Source organism: Actinomadura formosensis (assembly GCF_050948385.1).
Lineage (GTDB): Bacteria > Actinomycetota > Actinomycetes > Streptosporangiales > Streptosporangiaceae > Spirillospora > Spirillospora formosensis.
In genome coordinates this window covers 2,462,987-2,481,052 of the sequence record NZ_CP192011.1, presented here as the reverse complement: position 1 = coordinate 2,481,052, position 18,066 = coordinate 2,462,987, and the positions used below count along the sequence as shown (strand labels likewise).

Genomic DNA, 18,066 nt, shown 5'->3' with positions numbered 1-18,066 from the left:
CTAGCGGGTCTGGCCGGAATCCTCGGTGTCCGGCGCTTGCGCGGCGGTGGCGCCCAGCCTGCGCACCAGCACCGTGCCTATGCGGTTGCGGCGGCCCGCGATGGTCTCGGCCTTGAGGGACAGGACGGGGCCGTTCTCGGCGGAGCCGACCGCGGCCGTGGAGCCCTCGATGGGGACCCGGCCGAGGGCGTGGGCGAGCAGGCCGCCGACCGTCTCGACCTCCTCGGCGTCGAGTTCGACGCCGAACAGCTCGGCGAGGTCCTCGACGGGCAGGCGGGCGGTGACGCGGGCGGCGCCGTCCGGCAGCCAGGTGACGGGCGGGGTCTCGCGGTCGTACTCGTCGGTGATCTCCCCGACGATCTCCTCCAGGATGTCCTCGATGGTGACGAGGCCGGCGGTGCCGCCGTACTCGTCGATGACGATCGCGACGTGGATCTGCCGGGCCTGCATCTCGCGCAGCAGCTCGTCGATCGGCTTGCTGTCGGGGACGTAGGTGGCCGGCCGCATCACCGAGCCGACCGTCTCCACGGATTCGCTCTCCCGGTGCTCCTGGGTGTGGCGGACGATGTCCTTCAGGTAGGCGATGCCGACGACGTCGTCCTCGTTCTCGCCGACGACGGGGATGCGGGAGAAACCGCTGCGCAGCGCCAGCGACAGCGCCTGCCGCAGCGTCTTGGTGCGCTCGATGAACACGATGTCGGTGCGCGGCACCATCACCTCGCGGACGAGGGTGTCGCCCAGCTCGAACACCGAGTGGATCATCTCCCGCTCGACCGGCTCGATCAGGCTGCGCTGCTCGGCGAGGTCGACGAGGTCGCGCAGTTCCGCCTCGGACGCGAACGGGCCCTCCCGGAACCCCTTGCCGGGCGTCAGCGCGTTGCCGAGCGCGATCAGCAGCCGGGGCAGCGGCCCGAACACCCGCGTCACCGGATGGATCACGGCGGCGCCCGCCAGCGCGATCCGCTCGGCGTGCTGGATGCCGAGGGTGCGCGGTCCGACCCCGATCACCACATAGCTGACCACGATCATGATCGCGGCGGCGGTGACGTAGGCGCGCCACGTCTCGTTCAGCCAGGAGATGCACAGGTCCGCCACGATCACGGTCGCGACCAGCTCGCAGCCGATCCGCAGCAGCAGCACCATGTTGACGTAGCGGGCCGGGTCGGCGACGACCTCCGCGAGCCGTTCCGCGCCGCGCCGCCCCTCGCGGACGGCCTCATCGACGGTGACGCGCGACACCCGGGCGAGCGCCGCCTCGGTGCCGGCCAGCAGCCCCGCCAAGAGGACCAGGCCCACCGCCAGGGCCGACAGCCACGCCTGCGCGGTGCTCATCAGCCGCCGCGTTTCTCCCGCCAGGAGGTGAGGAGCTCGGCCTGCAGGCCGAACATCTCCTTGTGCTCCTCCGGCTCGGCATGGTCGTAACCGAGGAGATGGAGGATGCCGTGCGCGCACAGCAGCTCCAGCTCGTCCCCGGTGCTGTGCCCGGCCTCCCGCGCCTGCCTCTCCGCCACCGACGGGCACAGGACGACGTCGCCGAGCAGCCCCGGATCGGTCTCGCCGTCCTCGTCGGCGCCGCCGGACAGGTGGCCGGGACGCAGCTCGTCCATGGGGAACGACAGCACGTCGGTCGGGCCCGGCTCGTCCATCCACTTCTCGTGCAGCTCGGTCATCGCGGCCTCGTCGACCAGCAGGACCGACAGCTCCGCCAGCGGGTGGACGCGCATGCCGTCCAGAACGTGCCGCGACAGCCGCTCGATCGCCTTCTCGTCGACCGGGACGCCGGACTCGTTCAGCACCTCGATGCTCACTGCCGCCCTCGCTTGCGGGATCCGCCGCGTCCGGCCGCACCCTGCTTGATCTCCGGCACGCGCGCCTCGTCCCAGCGGTTGTAGGCGTCGACGATGTCGGTGACGAGCCTGTGCCGGACGACGTCGCGGCTGGTCAGCCGGCAGAAGTCGATGTCCTCGACGCCCTCCAGGATCTCCTGGACGACGCGCAGCCCGCTCATCTGCCCGGCGGGGAGGTCGACCTGCGTGACGTCGCCCGTCACGACGACCTTCGAGCCGAACCCGAGCCGGGTGAGGAACATCTTCATCTGCTCGGGCGAGGTGTTCTGCGCCTCGTCCAGGATGATGAACGAGTCGTTCAGCGTCCGCCCGCGCATGTAGGCGAGGGGGGCGACCTCGATGGTCCCGGCGGCCATCAGGCGCGGGATCGAGTCGGGGTCGAGCATGTCGTGCAGCGCGTCGTACAGCGGCCGCAGGTACGGGTCGATCTTCTCGTAGAGCGTTCCGGGCAGGAACCCGAGCCGCTCCCCCGCCTCGACCGCGGGACGCGTCAGGATGATGCGGTTGACCTGCTTGTCCTGCAGCGCGCGGACGGCCTTGGCCATCGCCAGGTACGTCTTGCCGGTGCCGGCGGGGCCGATCCCAAACACGATCGTGTGCCTGTCGATCGCGTCGACGTAGCGCCGCTGGTTCAGCGTCTTCGGGCGGATCGTCCGGCCCCGGCTGGACAGCACGTCCAGGGTGAGGACCTCCGCCGGACGCGCGTCGCTCTCACCGCGCAGCATCGCGAGGCTGCGCTCAACGGCGTCGGGAGTGAGCTGCGTGCCGCCCTTCAGCAGTTCGAACATCTCGGTGAAGAGCCGGGAGACCAGGTCGGTCTCGCTCTCGGGCCCGGTCACGGTGATCTCGTTGCCGCGGACGTGGATGTCGATGTCGCTGCCGAACGCCTGCTCGATCGTGTGGAGCAGTTCGTCCCGGGAGCCCAGCAGGCTCACCATCGAATGGTCGTCCGGCACCACGATCTTGATCTGCGAGCGCGCGCCGTTCCGGTCGTCGCGCTCCGGGCGAGTTGACCTCGTGTGAGTTGATTCGACCATCAGCCGGGCCTTGCGGCCTTTCGGACCTGCCTTCTGTGTACTCAGGGTGTCCAGGTATGCCACATCCATCGTACTGGGCACCCCCGCCACGGCGCCGAAGGATTTTTCGCGCGCCGAACGCCCCTGCGGGGCCGCGGCCGGGGGTCAGCCGGGCGGCCAGTTGAGGCCACGCCCGCCGAGCACGTGGGCGTGCACGTGGAAGACGGTCTGGCCGGCCTGGGCGCCGGTGTTGATCACGACCCGGTAGCCGGTGTCGGCGATGCCCTCGTCGACCGCGACCTGGTGCGCCTCGCGGACGACCTCGGCCAGCAGCTCGGCGTCGGACGCGGCGAGCTCGGCGGCGGTCGAGTGGTGCTCCCTGGGGATGACCAGCACATGCGTGGGCGCCTGGGGGTTGATGTCACGGAACGCCACCACCCCCGCCGACTCGCGGACGATCTTGGCGGGCACGTCACCAGAAACGATCTTGCAGAACAGGCAGTCGGTCATCTGTCTCCCCTCGCCGCGGCCGCGACCGCCCCGGAATCCTATCGAGCCCCGCGCCGGCACGGCCCGCGGCGCCCCGTGGTGGATCGGTTTTTCCCCCATCGACTCTCCGGTTACGGTCACCATTCCGACCGGTCACTGGTTAAGGTTGTCAGCTCAAGGCGTACCCCCTGGTTCGCACGGCGTTGCGGCACGTCTCGGCCGGGCGGGGGCGCCCGATTCACGCCACCCCGAGGGCGACCGTCCGAATGGACGGCCGGGGCCGGCGAAGGCGGCGGATAGGTGACCGAGGCAGACCAGGACATGCCCTTTCGTAAACCGGGCGACGAGGGTGCGCGTCCAACTGACGTGACCGAGACCCTCGTGGCCAGGGGCACGGCGGGGGCGGTGGCCGTCGCCTGGGACGCCGACCAGGCTGTGACCGCGCTCTACAGCGCCAACTACCGTTCGCTAGTACGCCTGGCGGCCATGCTCGTACGGGACGCCGGGACGGCCGAGGAGGTCGTCCAGGACGCCTTCGTGGCGATGCACGGCGGATGGCGCCGCCTGCGCGATCCCGACAAGGCCCTGTCGTACCTGCGCCAATCGGTGGTGAACCGGTCGCGATCGGTGCTCCGGCACCGCGCCGTCGTCGAGAAGTACGCCCCGAAGGGCTTGCCGGACGCGCCGAGCGCGGAGGCCGGGGCCATCGGGGAGCTGGAACGCTCGGCGGTCATCGACGCGCTGTCCCGGCTTCCCGCCCGCCAGCGGGAGGCGCTCGTCCTTCGCTACTACGCCGATCTCTCCGAAGCGGAGATCGCCAACACGATGGGCATCTCCCGCGGCGCCGTGAAAAGTCATACGGCGCGCGGAATGACCGCGCTACGCAACGTCCTGGAGCAGTTCTCATGACCACCGACCCCCACGACGAGCACGGCGAGATCCTGCGCCGCGCCCTGCGCGCGGAGGCGGACTCGGTCAACCCCGCGGGCGACGGCCTGGAGCGCATCCGGGCCCGGATCGCCGAGGGGCAGGGCCGCCGGTTCGGTCTCGGACGGTTCGGCCCCGCCCGGTTCGGGTGGGACCGGTTCACCGTCGGCTGGGCGCGGCCCGTCTTCGCCGTGGCCGCCGCTGTGGTGATCGCCGGCCTCGGCGTGACGGCACCGCAGACCATCAACCTCATCCAGCAGTCGGTCGGCAGCAACGGGCCGTCCGACAGCGGGCACGGCGACGCCGACGGGGACCGCAGCGACTCCCAGGGCAGCCCCGAGTTCCCCGACCCGGCTTCGCCGGGGAGCAGCGTGTCCGGCGCGCCGACGACCACGTCGACGGCCCGCCCCAGTTCGTCACCCGGGCTGTCGTCCTGCCGCATCCCGCCGCCGGCGTCGGGCACCGCCTCCGCCTCGCCCAGCACCGCCGCCACGCCGTCGCCCACGACCAAGCCGTGCCCGAGCGAGACGCCGACCGCCCGGCCCAGCACGCCGACGACGCCGACCGAGCCCACCACGCCGCCGACGACGCCGCAGCCCACCGATCAGCCGACGCAGACGCCGACGAGCGCCCCCGTGAACCCGGGCGAGCAGGGCGCCGCGACCACTCCCTGACGCCGGGGCCGTGCCCTGACGCGCGGCGGCTACCAGCGGCCGGTGGCGGCCAGCAGCACGCTCACCGCCGCCACCCCGGCCGTCGACGTGCGCAGGACGGTCGGGCCGAGCCTGGTGGGGCGCCCGCCGGCCGCCGAGAACCGCTCCAGTTCGGCTTCGCTGATCCCGCCCTCGGGACCGACGACGAGGACGATGTCGCCCTCCGCGGGCGGCTTCACCGTGCTCAGCGGCGACTCCGCCTCCTCGTGCAGGATCAGGGCCAGGGACGCGGCGGAGACCCTTCCGGCGATGTCCTCGGTGGACGCGAGGTCCGCTACTTCGGGCAGCCGGCTGCGCCGCGCCTGTTTTCCCGCCTCCCGCGCGGTCGCACGCCAGCGTCCGAGTGCCTTCGCACGGCGGTCCGGGCGCCATCGGGTGATGCAGCGCTCCGCCGCCCACGGGACGATCTCGTCCACGCCGGCCTCGGTCATCGTCTCGACGGCCAGCTCACCCCGGTCGCCCTTCGGGAGGGCCTGGACGACCACGAGACGCGGCGACGGCGGGGGCTGACGGTGCCGGTCCAGCACATCCAGCGTGAGGGACGCGCGGTCGACGGCGGTGACGACGCACTCGGCCAGCAGGCCCGCGCCGTCGGTCAGATCGACGCGCTCCCCGGGCCGCAGCCGCCGCACGGCCGCGGCGTGCCGCCCCTCGGGCCCGTCCAGAACGACGGAACCGCGTTCCAGCGCGTCCGTCGCGGCGAGGAACACCGGCGGGCTCATGGGCGTCCTCCCTGGTCACCATGCTCGCCGCGGCGGCCCTCCTGGTAGGCCGCCGCCACGGCGCTTCAGTGCTGGTTGAACACGTCCTTGAGGCGGGAGAACACGCCCCGCTGCCCGGGGGCGAACTTACCGGGCGGACGCTCCTCGCCGCGCAGCGCCGCGAGACGGCGCAGCAGCTCCTCCTGCTCCTCGTCCAGCCGGGTCGGCGTCTCCACGTTCACGTGGATCATCAGGTCGCCGCGACCGCTCTCGTTGAGGTGCCGGACGCCCCGGTTGTAGAGCGTGATGACCTGCCCCGACTGCGTGCCGGGCTTGATGTCGACGGCCTCGGCCGCGTCCAGCGTCTCGATCGTGACGCTGGTGCCGAGTGCCGCCGCGGTCATCGGGATCTCGACCGTGCAGTGCAGGTCGTCGCCCTCCCGCTCGAAGATCGCGTGCGGCTTCTCCACGATCTCCAGGAACAGGTCGCCGGGCGGGCCGCCGCCCGGCCCGACCTCGCCCTCGCCGGCGAGCTGGATGTGGATGCCGTTCTCCACCCCGGCCGGGATCTTGACCTTGACGGTCCGCCGGGTGCGGACCCGGCCGTCGCCGGAGCACTCGGTGCACGGGTTGCGGATCACCGAGCCGAACCCGCCGCACGCCGGGCACGGCCGCGCCGTCATGACCTGACCGAGGAACGAGCGCTGCACCTGCTGCACCTCGCCGCGCCCGTGGCACGTCTCGCACGTCTCCGGGTGGGTGCCGGGCGCGCAGCCCGACCCCTCGCAGGTGGCGCAGGCGACCGCGGTGTCGATGGACAGCTCGCGGGTCGTGCCGAACGCCGTCTCGCTCAGGTCGAGCTCGACCCGCAGCGTCGCGTTCCGGCCGCGCCGCGCCCGCGACCGGGGGCCGCGGGATGTCGCCGTCCCGAAGAAGGCGTCCATGATGTCGCTGAACGGGAACCCGGCACCGCCGAACCCGCCGGCGCCCGCGCCGGCCCCGGAGGCGAACGGGTCCGCGCCGAGGTCGTACATCTCGCGCTTCTTGGGGTCGGAGAGCACCTCGTACGCCTGGGTGATCTCCTTGAACTTCTCCTGGGTCTCCGGATCCGGGTTGACGTCCGGGTGGAGTTCCCGCGCAAGCCGGCGGTAGGCCTTCTTCACCTCGTCGGCGCTGGCGTCGCGCCGGACGCCCAGGGTCGCGTAGTAGTCGTTCGCCACCTTACGACCCCGCCAGGATCTGTCCCACGTAGCGTGCCACTGCCCGTACCGCTCCCATCGTGCTGGGGTAATCCATGCGTGTAGGCCCGAGCACTCCCAGCCGGGCCAAGGTGAGGTCGCCCACCCCGTAGTCCGCGGCGACGACCGAGGTCGATCGGAGCCCCAGATCGGGGTTCTCGGTGCCGATCCGCACCGTAACTGTAGAGGAGTCCCCGGTCTCGCCGAGCAGCCTCATGAGGACCACCTGTTCCTCCAGCGCCACCAGCACCTCCCGCAGGCTCTGCGAGAAGTCCACGGCGGCGAGGTTGGCCGCGCCGGCGAAAACGATCTTCTCCTCGTGCTTCTCGACGAGCGTCTCCAGCAGGACGGACAGCACCGCGGCCGCAACCGGCCGGTCGTCCGGCCCCACCCTCTCGGGGAGGTCGGCGACGGCGGCCGGCACATCGCCGAGGCCGAGCCCGTCCAGGCATGTGTTGAGCAACGCCCGCAGATGCCCGATCGATTCCTCGCAGACGCTGCCGGGCGTCTCGATGACCCGCTGCTCCACCCGCCCGGTGTCGGTGATCAGGACGAGCAGCAGCCGTCCCTCGGCGACCGGGACCAGCTCGACGTGCCGCACCGACGAGCGGGTCAGCGACGGGTACTGCACGACGGCGACCTGCCGGGTGAGCTGCGCGAGCAGCCGCACCGTGCGGCCGACGACGTCGTCGAGGTCGTAGGCGCCGGACAGGAACGTCTCGATCGCACGGCGCTCGGCGACCGACAGCGGCTTGATCGTGGACAGCCTGTCGACGAACAGCCGGTAGCCCTTGTCGGTGGGGACGCGCCCGGCACTGGTGTGCGGCTGGGCGATGTAGCCCTGCTCCTCCAGCACCGCCATGTCGTTGCGGATCGTCGCGGGCGACACCCCGAGATTGTGCCGGTCCGCCAGGGCCTTGGAGCCCACCGGCTCGTTGGTGGAGACGTAGTCCTCGACGATGGCGCGCAGGACCGCGAGTTTCCGGTCGTCCAGCACGGCGTCACCTCCTTCGTCCCGACCCCTACCGCTGGCACTCCTTACTCTAGAGTGCCAATTGTACGGCCCCGAAGCCCCTCATCGGAGTGCCCCCGCACTCCCCGCACGGCTGCGCGATCCTATCCGCATCGGACACCGGCGCCACGCCGAGGGACGAGGGACGACCCCGCGCAGCCGTCCCGCCGGGTTAATGTGCGGACCCGTGCGCAGTGACAACTACGGAAACGACGTGCTGGCCGGCGACTGGCGCAGGCCCCGCAAGGGCCAGATTCCGGAGATCCCGGCCGAACCCGGGCTGGTCGCGGAGGATCCCGACAGCGGTTTCTGCGGTGCCGTGGTCGGCTGCGACAAGTTCGGCGTCACCCTGGAGGACCGGTTCGGCAAGCGCCGCGTCTTCCCCCTGACCAAGTCGGGCTTCCTGATCGACGGCAGGACGGTCACGCTCGTCCGCCCGCAGGCCTCGCCCAGGGGACCGGCCCGCTCGGCGTCCGGCTCGATCGCCGTGCGGGGCCTGCGCGCCCGCGTGGCGAAGGAGAGCCGCATCTATGTGGAGGGCGTCCACGACGCCGAGCTGGTCGAGAAGATCTGGGGCCACGACCTGCGGGTCGAGGGCATCGTCGTGGAGTACCTCGAAGGCGTGGACGACCTGCCCGCCATCGTCGAGGAGTTCGCCCCGGACGAGAACCGCCGCCTCGGCGTCCTCGTCGACCACCTGGTGGACGGCTCCAAGGAGTCCCGGATCGCCGCGCAGGTGTCGTCCCCGTACGTCCTGGTCACCGGCCACCCCTTCATCGACATCTGGGAAGCGGTCAAGCCCGCGGCCGTCGGCATCCGCGCCTGGCCCCGCATCCCGCGCGGCGTCCCCTGGAAGGAGGGCGTCATCGCCGAACTCGGCTGGGGCGACGACACGGGCGCCGCCTGGAAACGCATCCTGAACTCCGTCAGCACCTACACCGACCTGGAACCCGCCCTGCTGGGCCGGGTGGAGGAACTCATCGATTTCGTGACCACGGCCTAGGTGAGGGCGCGGGTTACGGCGTCGGCCAGGAGACGGCCCTGGAGGGTCAGGACGGCGCGGCCGTGTTCGTAGGGAGCCGGTTCCAGGAAGCCGTCGGCTATCGCGGTGCGGGCCGCCCTGTCGTCCAGGAGGGTGGTGGGGCAGCCCTGGGCCAGGCGTAGTTCGAGCATGACGCGTTCGATGTGGCGGTCCTCCCCGGTGAGGACCTCCCTGGCGTAGGCAGGGGTGGTGCCCTCTGCGAGGCGGGCGGCGTAGGCGGCGGGGTGCTTGACGTTCCACCAGCGTGTTCCGCCGACGTGGCTGTGCGCACCGGGGCCGACACCCCACCAGTCGGCACCCGTCCAATAGAGCATGTTGTGGCGGCAGGCGGCCGTGGGGTCGGTCGCCCAATTGGAGATCTCGTACCAGTGGAGGCCGTGGGCGCCCAGCATCTCGTCGGCGATGAGGTAGCGGTCGGCCATGGCGTCGTCGTCGGGGGCCGTGAGTTCGCCGCGTTTCACTTGGGCGGCCAGGCGGGTGCCCTCTTCGACGATGAGCGCATAGGCCGATACATGATCGGGCTCGGCGCTCAGGGCCGCCTCCAGGGAGGCTCTCCAGTCGTCGTCGGATTCGCCGGGCGTGCCGTAGATGAGGTCCAGATTGATGTGCTCGAACCCCGCCTTGCGCGTCCATTCGACGACTTGCGGGATGCGTCCCGGCGTATGGGTGCGTTCCAGGACGGCCAAGACGTGCTCGCGCGCGCTCTGCATACCGTACGAGATCCGGGTGAACCCGGCCTCTCGGAGCTTGGCCACGTATGCCTCGTCCACCGACTCGGGGTTGGCCTCCGTGGTGACCTCCACGCCTTGGGCGAGCCCGAACTCGGCGTCAATGGCGGCCAGGACGCGGCCCAGGTCGTCCGGGGGGAGCAGTGTCGGTGTACCGCCGCCCACGAAGACCGTCTCGACTGGCAGGTCCACGTCTCCGAGGACGCGCCGGGCCATCCGCACCTCGCTGATGGCGGTGTCGGCGTAGGAGTCACGGCCCGCCCCCGGGCCGAGCTCCGTCGCCGTGTAGGTGTTGAAGTCGCAGTACCCGCACCGCGTCACGCAGAAGGGCACATGGACGTAGAACGCGAACGGCCGCGTTCCCAGCCCGTCCAGGGCGGTGCGGGGCAGCGCACCGTCCGCCGGTACGGGGTCACCGTCAGGAAGAGTCGAGGGCACCCCTCAAGTCTGCCCCGCCCGGCTCCCTGCTCAGACCTCGCCGAGCTTGACGCGGAGCCAGTCGGGGATGTGGGCGTCCGAGCGGGGGAAGCGGTCGAGGTCCTGGGCGTAGGCGGACGGGGTCAGGGGCGGGGTGAAATCGGGTTCCCCGTCGTAGTCGAACTCGGCGCTGAACCGGCCCGAGCGCTCGACCCGCAGGCGGGCGGTGAACCACGCGCCCTTGCCGCCGCGGTACATGACGCGGCGCAACTCGTCCATCTTCCCGATGGCCTGCCCCGGCGGGATGACCGCGCGGCGCCCGCCGCCCGCGTCCTCGACCTCGAGCGAGGCGCTGTCGATGCCGACCGTCGCGCGGAACTCGAACTCGAGCAGCTCCCAGCCCTCCGGGGCGGCGGAGCGCAGCGCGCGGACGGCGTCGTTCACCGTTTCCCGCTCCTTCGCGGAACGCAGAACCTGCTCGGGGTCGGTCACGCTACCTCCGGGAGGTCGGGTCAGGCCGCTGGTTCGACCGTACCGACATACGCGCCCAGGTCGAGCAACCCCGCCGTGTCGTAATGGACCCGTCCGCCGCGCGGGCGGAATGAGGCGTGCCGGACCTCTTGGGTGGATAAAGTCATCGGGATGGTGGACGAGGGTGCGGCCGAGCAGGACCGGGCGCCGGCGCGGGTGCTGCTGCAGGGCGAGCCGGACGGCTGGCACTGCGTGGTGGTCGACGGCGCGGGCGGCGAGCGGCGTTCGGATCTGCCCGGCGCGGGAACCCGCTGGTCGACCGGCGGCCGGGCCGACCCCGAGCCGCCGTGGTGGCGGCGCAGGCTCGCCGAGACGGCCGAGGGGCTGCGCGAATCGGTCGGCCAGCGGCTGACCGACGCGGCGTTCCGGGAGTTCGGGGCCGAGGCCGTGATCACCTGGTTCGCGGTGGACGAGCCCGTCGCGTGGGAGGGTCTCGTCACACTCAAGGAGGCCGACCCCGCGCGGTTCCCGGGCCGGGTCGCCCCGTTCGTCATCACGCTGGAACCGGGCCGCGGAGCGCTGCTGCCCCAGGCGAATCTGCTGTTCTCCACGCACGCCCCGGACGCGTGGACGACCCTCACCACGATCGCCGAGCGCTGCGGCACCCCTCCGCCGAAGTCGTCGTTCCTGTGCGGCTGGGCCGATCACCGCAGCGTCCGGGTGGGGCGCGGGACCCTGGCGCTGTCCACCGACCGGGGTGAGGACGGCGTGGAGCGGCTCGCCGAGATCTGCGGGACACGGGCGCCCGGCTGGAGCGGCAACCCGGAGCTGCGTTTCCGGCTGGACGGCATCGACCTGCTCGACCAGCCCGCCGGCGACGTGACCGCGCTGCTGCGCGAACTGGGCCACGAGATCGTCACGCGGGGCAGGACGGTCCGGCTCGCGGCGTCGGGCCTCACCCTCTACCGGCCCGGTGAGGCGGACCGGTTCACGGCCGTGTCGCTGCAGCCGCCGGCCGCGCTCGGCGCGCTCCGGATCCTTTGACGCGCGCTCCCCGGCCGGTGGCGCGAAACGGCCACGGGCCGGGCGGTGGAACGGAACCCGTCCGAACTCCTGGCGCGTCCTAAGAGTCGTACACTTCGCGCAATGACTCGCATACCGAACGCGTAGCGAACTAAGGAGAGGACGTCCGCCATGGCCTACGGGCCTCCCCCGTCGCCCGGCCAGGGACAGCCTGGCTCCGCCTGGCAGCAGCCCCAGCAGACCCCCTGGCAGCAGCCCGGTAACAATGCCTGGCAGCAATCCCCGCAGCCTCAGCAGCAACAGCACAATGCGGCTTGGCAGCAGCCCCAGCCCCAGCAGGGTGGGGGCACCGTCCAGATACCCGGTCACTACGGCCCCGTCAGTGACGACGACAAGACGTGGTCGCTGATGGCGTACGTGGGGCAGTTCCTCGTCGGCGTCATCGCTCCGGCCATCGTCTACCTGGGCAAGGCCCGGTCGCCGTTCGTCCGGCGGCACGCCGCGCAGGGCCTCAACATGGGCATCGCCGCCACCGCCGTGTGGATCGTCGGCGGCCTGCTGTCCCTGGCCGTCGAGGCCTTCATCTGGGTGCCGGTCCTGTTCACGGCCGCCGTGATGGTCTTCCTCGTCTTCGCGGGCCGGGCAGCCAACCGCGGCGAGTTCCGCCGCGTCCCGGCCGTCGTCGCCTGGCCCCTGCTGAAGTAGCCGCTACTTCTTGCCCTTGTCTGTGTCGCCGCCACCGGTGGAGAGGGCGGCGACGAAGGCCTCCTGCGGGACGTCCACCCGCCCGATGGTCTTCATCCGCCTCTTGCCCTCCTTCTGCTTCTCCAGCAGCTTGCGCTTGCGGGAGATGTCACCGCCGTAGCACTTGGCGAGGACGTCCTTGCGGATGGCGCGGATGTTCTCACGGGCGATGATCCGGGCGCCGATCGCCGCCTGGATGGGCACCTCGTACTGCTGCCGGGGAATGAGCTCCTTGAGCTTGGCCGTCATCATCAGCCCGTACTCGCGGGACTTGTCGCGGTGGACGATCTGGCTGAACGCGTCCACCGACTCGCCCTGCAGCAGGATGTCGACCTTCACCAGGTCGGCCTCCTGCTCGCCGCTGGGCTCGTAGTCGAGCGACGCGTAGCCGCGCGTCCGCGACTTCAGCTGGTCGAAGAAGTCGAAGATGATCTCGGCGAGCGGCAGCGTGTAGCGGATCTCGACACGGTCCTCCGACAGGTAGTCCATGCCGAGCAGCACGCCGCGGCGGCCCTGGCACAGCTCCATGATCGCGCCGATGTGCTCGGACGGGCTCAGCAGCGTCGCCCTCACCACCGGCTCGTACACCGCGCCGATCTTGCCCTCGGGGAACTCGCTGGGGTTGGTGACGGTGTGCTCCGTCCCGTCCTCCATCACCACGCGGTAGACGACGTTCGGCGCGGTGGAGATCAGCGAGAGGTCGAACTCGCGCTCCAGCCGCTCCCGGACGATCTCCATGTGCAGCAGGCCGAGGAAGCCGCAGCGGAACCCGAACCCGAGCGCCGCCGACGTCTCCGGCTCGTAGACCAGCGCGGCGTCGTTCAGCCGCAGCTTGTCGAGCGCGTCGCGCAGTTCCGGGTACTGGTCGCCGTCCACCGGGTACAGGCCGGAGAACACCATCGGCTTCGGGTCGCGGTAGCCGCCGAGCGACTCGGGCGCCGGACGGGACGCGCCGGTCACGGTGTCGCCGACCCGCGCCTGCCGGACGTCCTTCACCCCGGTGATCAGGTAGCCGACCTCGCCGACGCCGAGACCGTGCACGGGCTTCGGCTCCGGGGAGATCACCCCGACCTCCAGGGTCTCGTGCGCCGCCCCGGTCGACATCATCAGGCTCTTCTCGCGGCGGGACAGCCGTCCGTCCATGATCCGGACATAGGTGACGACGCCCCGGTAGGTGTCGTACACCGAGTCGAAGATCAGCGCGCGGGCGGGGCCGTCCGGGTCGCCGACCGGCGCCGGCACCTCCGCCACGATCTTGTCGAGCAGCTCGCGGACGCCCTCGCCCGTCTTGCCCGACACGCGCAGCACGTCCGACGGGTCGCAGCCGATGATCCCGGCCAGTTCCTCGGCGTACTTGTCCGGCTGCGCCGCGGGCAGGTCGATCTTGTTCAGCACCGGGATCAGGTGCAGGTCGGCCTCAAGGGCCAGGTACAGGTTCGCGAGCGTCTGCGCCTCGATGCCCTGCGCCGCGTCCACCAGCAGGACCGCGCCCTCGCACGCCGCCAGCGACCGCGACACCTCGTAGGAGAAGTCGACGTGCCCCGGGGTGTCGATCAGGTTGAGGACGTGGTCGACGCCGCCGGACGTCCACGGCAGCCGGACGGCCTGGCTCTTGATCGTGATGCCGCGCTCACGCTCGATGTCCATGCGGTCGAGGTACTGGGCGCGCATCTGGCGCTCCTCGACCACCCCCGTCAGCTGCAGCATCCGGTCCGCGAGGGTCGACTTGCCATGGTCGATGTGCGCGATGATGCAGAAGTTGCGGATGATCGCGGGATCGGTCTTGTCAGGCTCGGGTGCTGGCACCGGGGTCCGTTCGCAAAACTCACTGGCGGGCATGGACAGAGGTGCTTCCATAGTCCCATGCTGGACGCGATGCTCCGCGCACGGCCCAGTTTGGGACGGGCTCCGGTGATTGGTAGGCTGTGCGACTGCGTGTGGCGTAGCGTCGTGCCCCGGGGCACCGTCCGCCCCCGTTCAGACATTCGTCAGAGCCTGCGCGTGAGCAGGCAAGGATCGCAACCAAGCTGAGGCACTACGACGTGGCTAACATCAAGTCCCAGATCAAGCGCAACAAGCAGAACGAGAAGGCCCGCCTGCGCAACAAGGCCGTCAAGTCCGAGCTGAAGACGGCGATCCGCAAGTTCCGCGAGGCCGCCGAGGCCGGCAACGTCGACGACGCCGTCGCGGCGCAGCACAACGCGGCACGCAAGCTGGACAAGGCCGTCAGCAAGGGCGTCATCCACAAGAACCAGGCCGCGAACCGCAAGTCGGCGATCGCCAAGCGCGCCGCCACGCTGCAGGCCAAGTAAGAGCCGCACGCCCGGGGCCGGCCGTTTCGGGCGCCGGCCCCGACGCATGTCCATGGACGAACGCCGCGTGGTGAAGATCTCGAAGTATCTCGCCAGGCATCTGCGGCACCGCCCCGAGCGGATCGGCCTCACCCTTTCCGCCGAAGGCTGGGTGGACGTCACCGAACTGCTCGCGGCGTGTTCCCGGCACGGTTTCGCGCTCACCCGCTCCGAACTGGAGCACGTGGTGAACGTGAACGACAAGAAGCGCTTCGAGCTGGACGGGAACCGGATCCGGGCCGCCCAGGGGCATTCGGTCCCGGTCGAGCTGAACCTGCCTTCGGCGTCCCCGCCGCAGTTCCTCTACCACGGCACCGTCCGCCGTTCCGTGGAGCCGATCCTGCGCGACGGCCTGCTGCCGATGGGGCGGCACGCCGTGCATCTCTCCCCCGACCGCGAAACGGTCCGGCGCGTCGGCGCCCGCCGCGGGAAGCCCGTCGTCCTCGCCGTCGAAGCGGGGCGGATGGCCGCGGACGGGCACGAGTTCCGGGTCAGCGCGAACGGCGTGTGGCTGGCCGGCTTCGTGCCGCCGGAATATATCCGCGAATGACCTCGGCGGCGGCCCGATCGGGCATGTGCCGCACTTCGCATCCCCGCGCGGCGGCCCCGCCGGCGTGAACGGCCACCCCCTGCCTCCCGGCCTGGCGGCCTGCGAGATCATCGGCCTGCCGGCGTCCCCGCTACGCTCTCCGCCCGCGGGGCCTCGCTGACGTTCCCCGGTGGCCGGCCTCCCGACCGCCGTCCGCACCGCCGTGAGGGGCACATCGTGCATTTCGAGGTATCCGTCGACATCGACGCCGCTCCGGACACCGTCTGGGCCCTCCTGAAAGACGTTGAACGCTGGCCCGAGATGACGGCCTCCATCGAGCGCGTCGAAATCCTCGACGAACCGTTCACCCTCTCCAGCCGGGCCCGCGTCCACCAGCCGAAGCTTCCCGCCGCCGTCTGGACGGTCACCGCGTTCGAGGAGGGCAAGAGCTTCACCTGGGAATCCCGCTCCCCCGGCGTCACCACGACCGGCGGCCACGACATCGTCCCCAGGCCCGGCGGAACGGTCACCGTCCGCCTCAGCGTCGACCAGAAAGGCCCCCTGGTTCCCCTGGTCTCCCTCCTCACGGGCCGCCTGACCCGCCGCTACGTGACCATGGAGGCCAACGGCCTGAAGGCCAAAGCCGAACGCTAGGTTCTCCCCATGCCCGCGCAGCCGCGGCCTACTGGGCGGCGGCCCTCCCGTAGCGTTCCTGGTCGGACGGCCGCGGCCCCTCGGGACCGTCCCGGCCGATCCGCATCATCCGCGAGACCCGCACCGTGCGGAACACGCGTCCCATGGTGGCGAACTCGTGGCCGTCCGTGGCCCTGATCTCCTCCGCCGCCCGCGCCCACCCGGCGAGTTCCTCCGCCGAGGCCGGATCTCCCTGGAACTCGCGGAGCAGGGGCAGCAGTTCGGTGAAGTGGCAGGCCAGGTGATGGCGCGCCACATCGGGGCCCTCTCCCCCGGTGAGGGGCTTCCAGGCACCGTCCTCGATCTCCACCACGATGAAGGTCGGCGGCAGCAGGAGCACGCCCGGGTGCGTGCGGATCGCATGGTCGGCCTCGGTCTGGACGATGTCCGGGACGGTACCGGGGTGGGGCCGGTGCCCGAGGAGGTTCAGCCTCAACTGCGTCTCCCAGTGCCCGGCCGGCGCCAGCGGATCGATGGGGTGGCCGCGAAGCAGCGTCGGAGCCCCGGCCGGATCGGTGTCGGTGGACCGGGGAGGCTCCATCGCACCACCGCCCACCAGGGTGAACTTCTCGATCCGGATCACCCGGTAGCGCCGGTCACCGATCTCCCACTCGTCCTTGGCGAGCTGCTCGCCCTCCTCGGGATCCAGCCGGTCGGCGGCGGCCGTCATCGCGCGGGCGAGTTCCGGGGCGGGCTCGCGTTCGGTCACCGTCCGGCGCAGATGGGCGGCCAGGCTCCGCCGCCCTTCCTCCGGGTTGGACGCCCCGACGGACCCGATGCGCCAGCGCGTCCCGCTCTGGATCGCGAACCCGAAGTCGGGCGACCCGGCCGGGAAGAGTTTCGGGTAGTCCCGCATCCGCTCGCCGAGTTCCCGGTCCCGCACCGCCGCCACCGGATCGAGGTCGGCGACCATCTCGATGCGGTCGTACCCCTGCATCAATGGGAAGCTCATGCCCCATCATCGTCACAGAATCGATCCACCCGCATACGATTCGTGAGATTACCCGCCGTGAATCACCCTCACCGGCGCGATATGTCCGAAGCGCCCGAGAACGCACCCCTCACCGCCGAGATCACCCGCGAGCCCGTCACCGGCGCGCGGTGCGGCACCTACGGCGCGGGGTGCCGGCCCCGAGCGGCGACGATCTGGGCGACCGCCCTCTCCAGCGCGTACGCCGGATCGGCGGCACCCCCCTTGACCGCTTCGTCCGCCTCGGTGATCGCGCTCAGCGCCCGCGCGACCCCGTCGCCGGACCAGCCGCGCAGTTGCTTCTGCACCCGGTCGATCTTCCACGGCGGCATGCCCAGCTCCTTCGCCAGCGCCGCGCCACGCGCACCCCGCGGCGCCCCGCCGACCTTCGCCAGCCCCCGCACCCCCTGGGCGAGCGCGCTGACGATCAGAACCGGCGCCACACCCGTCGCGAGGGCCCAGCGGAGCTGCTCCAGGGCCTCGGCGAGCTGCCCCTCGACGGCCTTGTCCGCCACCGTGAACCCGCTGACCTCGGCGCGTCCCCGGTAGTAGCGGGCGACGGCCGCGTCGTCGATCTTCCCGCCGGTGTCGGCGACCAGCTGGCTGCAGGCCGCCGCCAGCTCCCGCAGGTCGTTGCCCACCGCGTCGAGCAGACCGCGCGCCCCGTCCGCCGAGATCTTCCCGCCCGCCCGGCGGATCTCGGCCCGCACGAAATCGACCCGCTCCCCCACCTTGGTGACCTTCGGGCACGAGATCTTGCGCGCCTTGAGCCTGGTCAGCCCCTCCACCAGCGCCTTCCCTCTGGCCCCGCCGGAGTGGACGGCGACCAGCACCACCTCGTCCGCCGGGTTCCCGGCGTACCTGAGCACCTCGGCCGTCAGGTCCTTCCCGAGATCCTGCGCCGACCGGAGCACCAGCACCTTCCCGCCTCCGAACAGCGACGGCGACGTCAGCTCCGAGATCCGCCCGGGTTCCAGCCCGCCCGGCGCGAGGTCGGTCACCTCGGCATCGGGATCCTTCGCCCGCACGGACGCGACGACATCGGCGATGGCCCGCTCCACGAGCAGCTCTTCGTCACCGATGATCAAGATGATGGGCTCAACCGACACCCCAGCAGCATGCCACGCCCGTCCCTCGCCCCGTGCCATCCGGCGG

Annotated in this window: 20 protein-coding genes; 8 read left to right on the top strand and 12 right to left on the bottom strand. The window is 71.4% G+C overall.

From position 1 onward, the window contains the following. The 4 genes from ACQP1N_RS11745 to ACQP1N_RS11730 all read right to left on the bottom strand — a co-directional run bounded on the left by ACQP1N_RS11745 (position 1) and on the right by ACQP1N_RS11730 (position 3,373). Positions 1–1,332: a hemolysin family protein gene (locus tag ACQP1N_RS11745; RefSeq protein ID WP_433231110.1), complete on the bottom strand. Its 1,332-nt coding sequence runs from the start codon at positions 1,330–1,332 to the stop codon at positions 1–3. Continuing rightward, a complete protein-coding gene (gene ybeY, locus ACQP1N_RS11740) occupies positions 1,332–1,808 on the bottom strand; it encodes an rRNA maturation RNase YbeY (protein ID WP_067791897.1) in 477 nt (158 codons plus the stop codon). The genes ACQP1N_RS11745 and ybeY overlap by 1 nt, the downstream gene beginning before the upstream one ends. Continuing rightward, the gene (locus ACQP1N_RS11735; RefSeq protein WP_084262290.1) at positions 1,805–2,884 is read right to left on the bottom strand and encodes a PhoH family protein; all 1,080 of its coding nucleotides are present in this window, start codon (positions 2,882–2,884) and stop codon (positions 1,805–1,807) included. Before ACQP1N_RS11735 ends, ybeY begins: the two co-directional genes overlap by 4 nt. 144 nt (positions 2,885–3,028) lie before the next feature. Continuing rightward, entirely contained in the window at positions 3,029–3,373 is a 345-nt protein-coding gene (locus tag ACQP1N_RS11730; RefSeq protein WP_067791899.1) for a histidine triad nucleotide-binding protein, read from the bottom strand. 300 nt (positions 3,374–3,673) lie between these two features. Between ACQP1N_RS11730 and ACQP1N_RS11725 the strand changes: the two genes are divergently transcribed. Then, entirely contained in the window at positions 3,674–4,261 is a 588-nt protein-coding gene (locus ACQP1N_RS11725; RefSeq protein ID WP_067792131.1) for a SigE family RNA polymerase sigma factor, read from the top strand. Continuing rightward, a complete protein-coding gene (locus tag ACQP1N_RS11720; protein WP_067791901.1) occupies positions 4,258–4,953 on the top strand; it encodes a hypothetical protein in 696 nt (231 codons plus the stop codon). Before ACQP1N_RS11725 ends, ACQP1N_RS11720 begins: the two co-directional genes overlap by 4 nt. Before the next feature lie 29 nt (positions 4,954–4,982). Here ACQP1N_RS11720 and ACQP1N_RS11715 read toward each other — a convergent pair whose 3' ends face one another. The 3 genes from ACQP1N_RS11715 to hrcA all read right to left on the bottom strand — a co-directional run bounded on the left by ACQP1N_RS11715 (position 4,983) and on the right by hrcA (position 7,928). Continuing rightward, on the bottom strand, positions 4,983–5,714 hold the full coding sequence (locus tag ACQP1N_RS11715) for a 16S rRNA (uracil(1498)-N(3))-methyltransferase (protein WP_067791903.1): 732 nt from the start codon (positions 5,712–5,714) through the stop codon (positions 4,983–4,985). 65 nt (positions 5,715–5,779) lie between these two features. Then, complete coding sequence (gene dnaJ / locus ACQP1N_RS11710; protein ID WP_067791905.1) at positions 5,780–6,913, bottom strand: molecular chaperone DnaJ; 1,134 nt, start codon at positions 6,911–6,913, stop codon at positions 5,780–5,782. Position 6,914: 1 nt separating this feature from the next. Continuing rightward, entirely contained in the window at positions 6,915–7,928 is a 1,014-nt protein-coding gene (hrcA, locus tag ACQP1N_RS11705; RefSeq protein WP_067791907.1) for a heat-inducible transcriptional repressor HrcA, read from the bottom strand. A gap of 202 nt (positions 7,929–8,130) precedes the next feature. Here hrcA and ACQP1N_RS11700 point away from each other — a divergent pair, with 202 nt between their 5' ends. After that, a complete protein-coding gene (locus ACQP1N_RS11700; RefSeq protein ID WP_433231105.1) occupies positions 8,131–8,946 on the top strand; it encodes a DUF3097 domain-containing protein in 816 nt (271 codons plus the stop codon). On the opposite strand, the gene hemW is transcribed toward ACQP1N_RS11700, so the two are convergent. Together hemW and ACQP1N_RS11690 are read right to left on the bottom strand one after the other, a co-directional pair. Beyond that, entirely contained in the window at positions 8,943–10,151 is a 1,209-nt protein-coding gene (gene hemW, locus ACQP1N_RS11695) for a radical SAM family heme chaperone HemW (RefSeq protein ID WP_067791912.1), read from the bottom strand. The two genes, ACQP1N_RS11700 and hemW, sit on opposite strands and share 4 nt — an antisense overlap. Before the next feature lie 30 nt (positions 10,152–10,181). Beyond that, complete coding sequence (locus ACQP1N_RS11690; RefSeq protein WP_067791914.1) at positions 10,182–10,622, bottom strand: hypothetical protein; 441 nt, start codon at positions 10,620–10,622, stop codon at positions 10,182–10,184. A 150-nt stretch (positions 10,623–10,772) separates the two neighbouring features. On the opposite strand from ACQP1N_RS11690, the gene ACQP1N_RS11685 reads away from it, so the two are divergent. Both ACQP1N_RS11685 and ACQP1N_RS11680 read left to right on the top strand, forming a co-directional pair. Beyond that, entirely contained in the window at positions 10,773–11,645 is an 873-nt protein-coding gene (locus tag ACQP1N_RS11685) for a hypothetical protein (RefSeq protein WP_433231102.1), read from the top strand. A gap of 387 nt (positions 11,646–12,032) precedes the next feature. After that, a complete protein-coding gene (locus tag ACQP1N_RS11680; RefSeq protein ID WP_067791921.1) occupies positions 12,033–12,329 on the top strand; it encodes a DUF4870 domain-containing protein in 297 nt (98 codons plus the stop codon). Between the two features lie 3 nt (positions 12,330–12,332). On the opposite strand, the gene lepA is transcribed toward ACQP1N_RS11680, so the two are convergent. Further along, the gene (gene lepA, locus ACQP1N_RS11675) at positions 12,333–14,207 is read right to left on the bottom strand and encodes a translation elongation factor 4 (protein ID WP_067791925.1); all 1,875 of its coding nucleotides are present in this window, start codon (positions 14,205–14,207) and stop codon (positions 12,333–12,335) included. A 203-nt stretch (positions 14,208–14,410) separates the two neighbouring features. Here lepA and rpsT point away from each other — a divergent pair, with 203 nt between their 5' ends. The 3 genes from rpsT to ACQP1N_RS11660 all read left to right on the top strand — a co-directional run bounded on the left by rpsT (position 14,411) and on the right by ACQP1N_RS11660 (position 15,902). Continuing rightward, positions 14,411–14,680, top strand: a complete 270-nt coding sequence (rpsT, locus tag ACQP1N_RS11670; RefSeq protein ID WP_433231100.1) for a 30S ribosomal protein S20 — start codon at positions 14,411–14,413, stop codon at positions 14,678–14,680. 46 nt (positions 14,681–14,726) lie between these two features. Beyond that, on the top strand, positions 14,727–15,269 hold the full coding sequence (locus tag ACQP1N_RS11665; RefSeq protein WP_433231097.1) for an RNA 2'-phosphotransferase: 543 nt from the start codon (positions 14,727–14,729) through the stop codon (positions 15,267–15,269). A gap of 216 nt (positions 15,270–15,485) precedes the next feature. Further along, positions 15,486–15,902, top strand: a complete 417-nt coding sequence (locus tag ACQP1N_RS11660; protein WP_067791930.1) for an SRPBCC family protein — start codon at positions 15,486–15,488, stop codon at positions 15,900–15,902. A 28-nt stretch (positions 15,903–15,930) separates the two neighbouring features. On the opposite strand, the gene ACQP1N_RS11655 is transcribed toward ACQP1N_RS11660, so the two are convergent. Together ACQP1N_RS11655 and holA are read right to left on the bottom strand one after the other, a co-directional pair. Next, on the bottom strand, positions 15,931–16,893 hold the full coding sequence (locus ACQP1N_RS11655) for a DUF5954 family protein (RefSeq protein ID WP_433231095.1): 963 nt from the start codon (positions 16,891–16,893) through the stop codon (positions 15,931–15,933). A gap of 158 nt (positions 16,894–17,051) precedes the next feature. Next, on the bottom strand, positions 17,052–18,059 hold the full coding sequence (gene holA, locus ACQP1N_RS11650; RefSeq protein WP_433231092.1) for a DNA polymerase III subunit delta: 1,008 nt from the start codon (positions 18,057–18,059) through the stop codon (positions 17,052–17,054). Positions 18,060–18,066 lie beyond the last annotated feature (7 nt).

Excerpts from the sequence above, each read along its gene's own strand:
- lepA (WP_067791925.1), bottom strand. The coding sequence starts at position 14,207 with ATGCCCGCCAGTGAGTTTTGCGAACGGACCCCGGTGCCAGCACCCGAG.
- ACQP1N_RS11720 (WP_067791901.1), top strand. The coding sequence starts at position 4,258 with ATGACCACCGACCCCCACGACGAGCACGGCGAGATCCTGCGCCGCGCC.
- ACQP1N_RS11665 (WP_433231097.1), top strand. The coding sequence starts at position 14,727 with ATGTCCATGGACGAACGCCGCGTGGTGAAGATCTCGAAGTATCTCGCC.
- holA (WP_433231092.1), bottom strand. The coding sequence starts at position 18,059 with ATGGCACGGGGCGAGGGACGGGCGTGGCATGCTGCTGGGGTGTCGGTT.
- ACQP1N_RS11680 (WP_067791921.1), top strand. The coding sequence starts at position 12,033 with ATGGCGTACGTGGGGCAGTTCCTCGTCGGCGTCATCGCTCCGGCCATC.
- ACQP1N_RS11730 (WP_067791899.1), bottom strand. The coding sequence starts at position 3,373 with ATGACCGACTGCCTGTTCTGCAAGATCGTTTCTGGTGACGTGCCCGCC.
- ACQP1N_RS11745 (WP_433231110.1), bottom strand. The coding sequence starts at position 1,332 with ATGAGCACCGCGCAGGCGTGGCTGTCGGCCCTGGCGGTGGGCCTGGTC.
- ACQP1N_RS11715 (WP_067791903.1), bottom strand. The coding sequence starts at position 5,714 with ATGAGCCCGCCGGTGTTCCTCGCCGCGACGGACGCGCTGGAACGCGGT.
- ACQP1N_RS11685 (WP_433231102.1), top strand. The coding sequence starts at position 10,773 with ATGGTGGACGAGGGTGCGGCCGAGCAGGACCGGGCGCCGGCGCGGGTG.
- ACQP1N_RS11655 (WP_433231095.1), bottom strand. The coding sequence starts at position 16,893 with ATGAGCTTCCCATTGATGCAGGGGTACGACCGCATCGAGATGGTCGCC.
- ACQP1N_RS11725 (WP_067792131.1), top strand. The coding sequence starts at position 3,674 with ATGCCCTTTCGTAAACCGGGCGACGAGGGTGCGCGTCCAACTGACGTG.
- ACQP1N_RS11735 (WP_084262290.1), bottom strand. The coding sequence starts at position 2,884 with ATGGTCGAATCAACTCACACGAGGTCAACTCGCCCGGAGCGCGACGAC.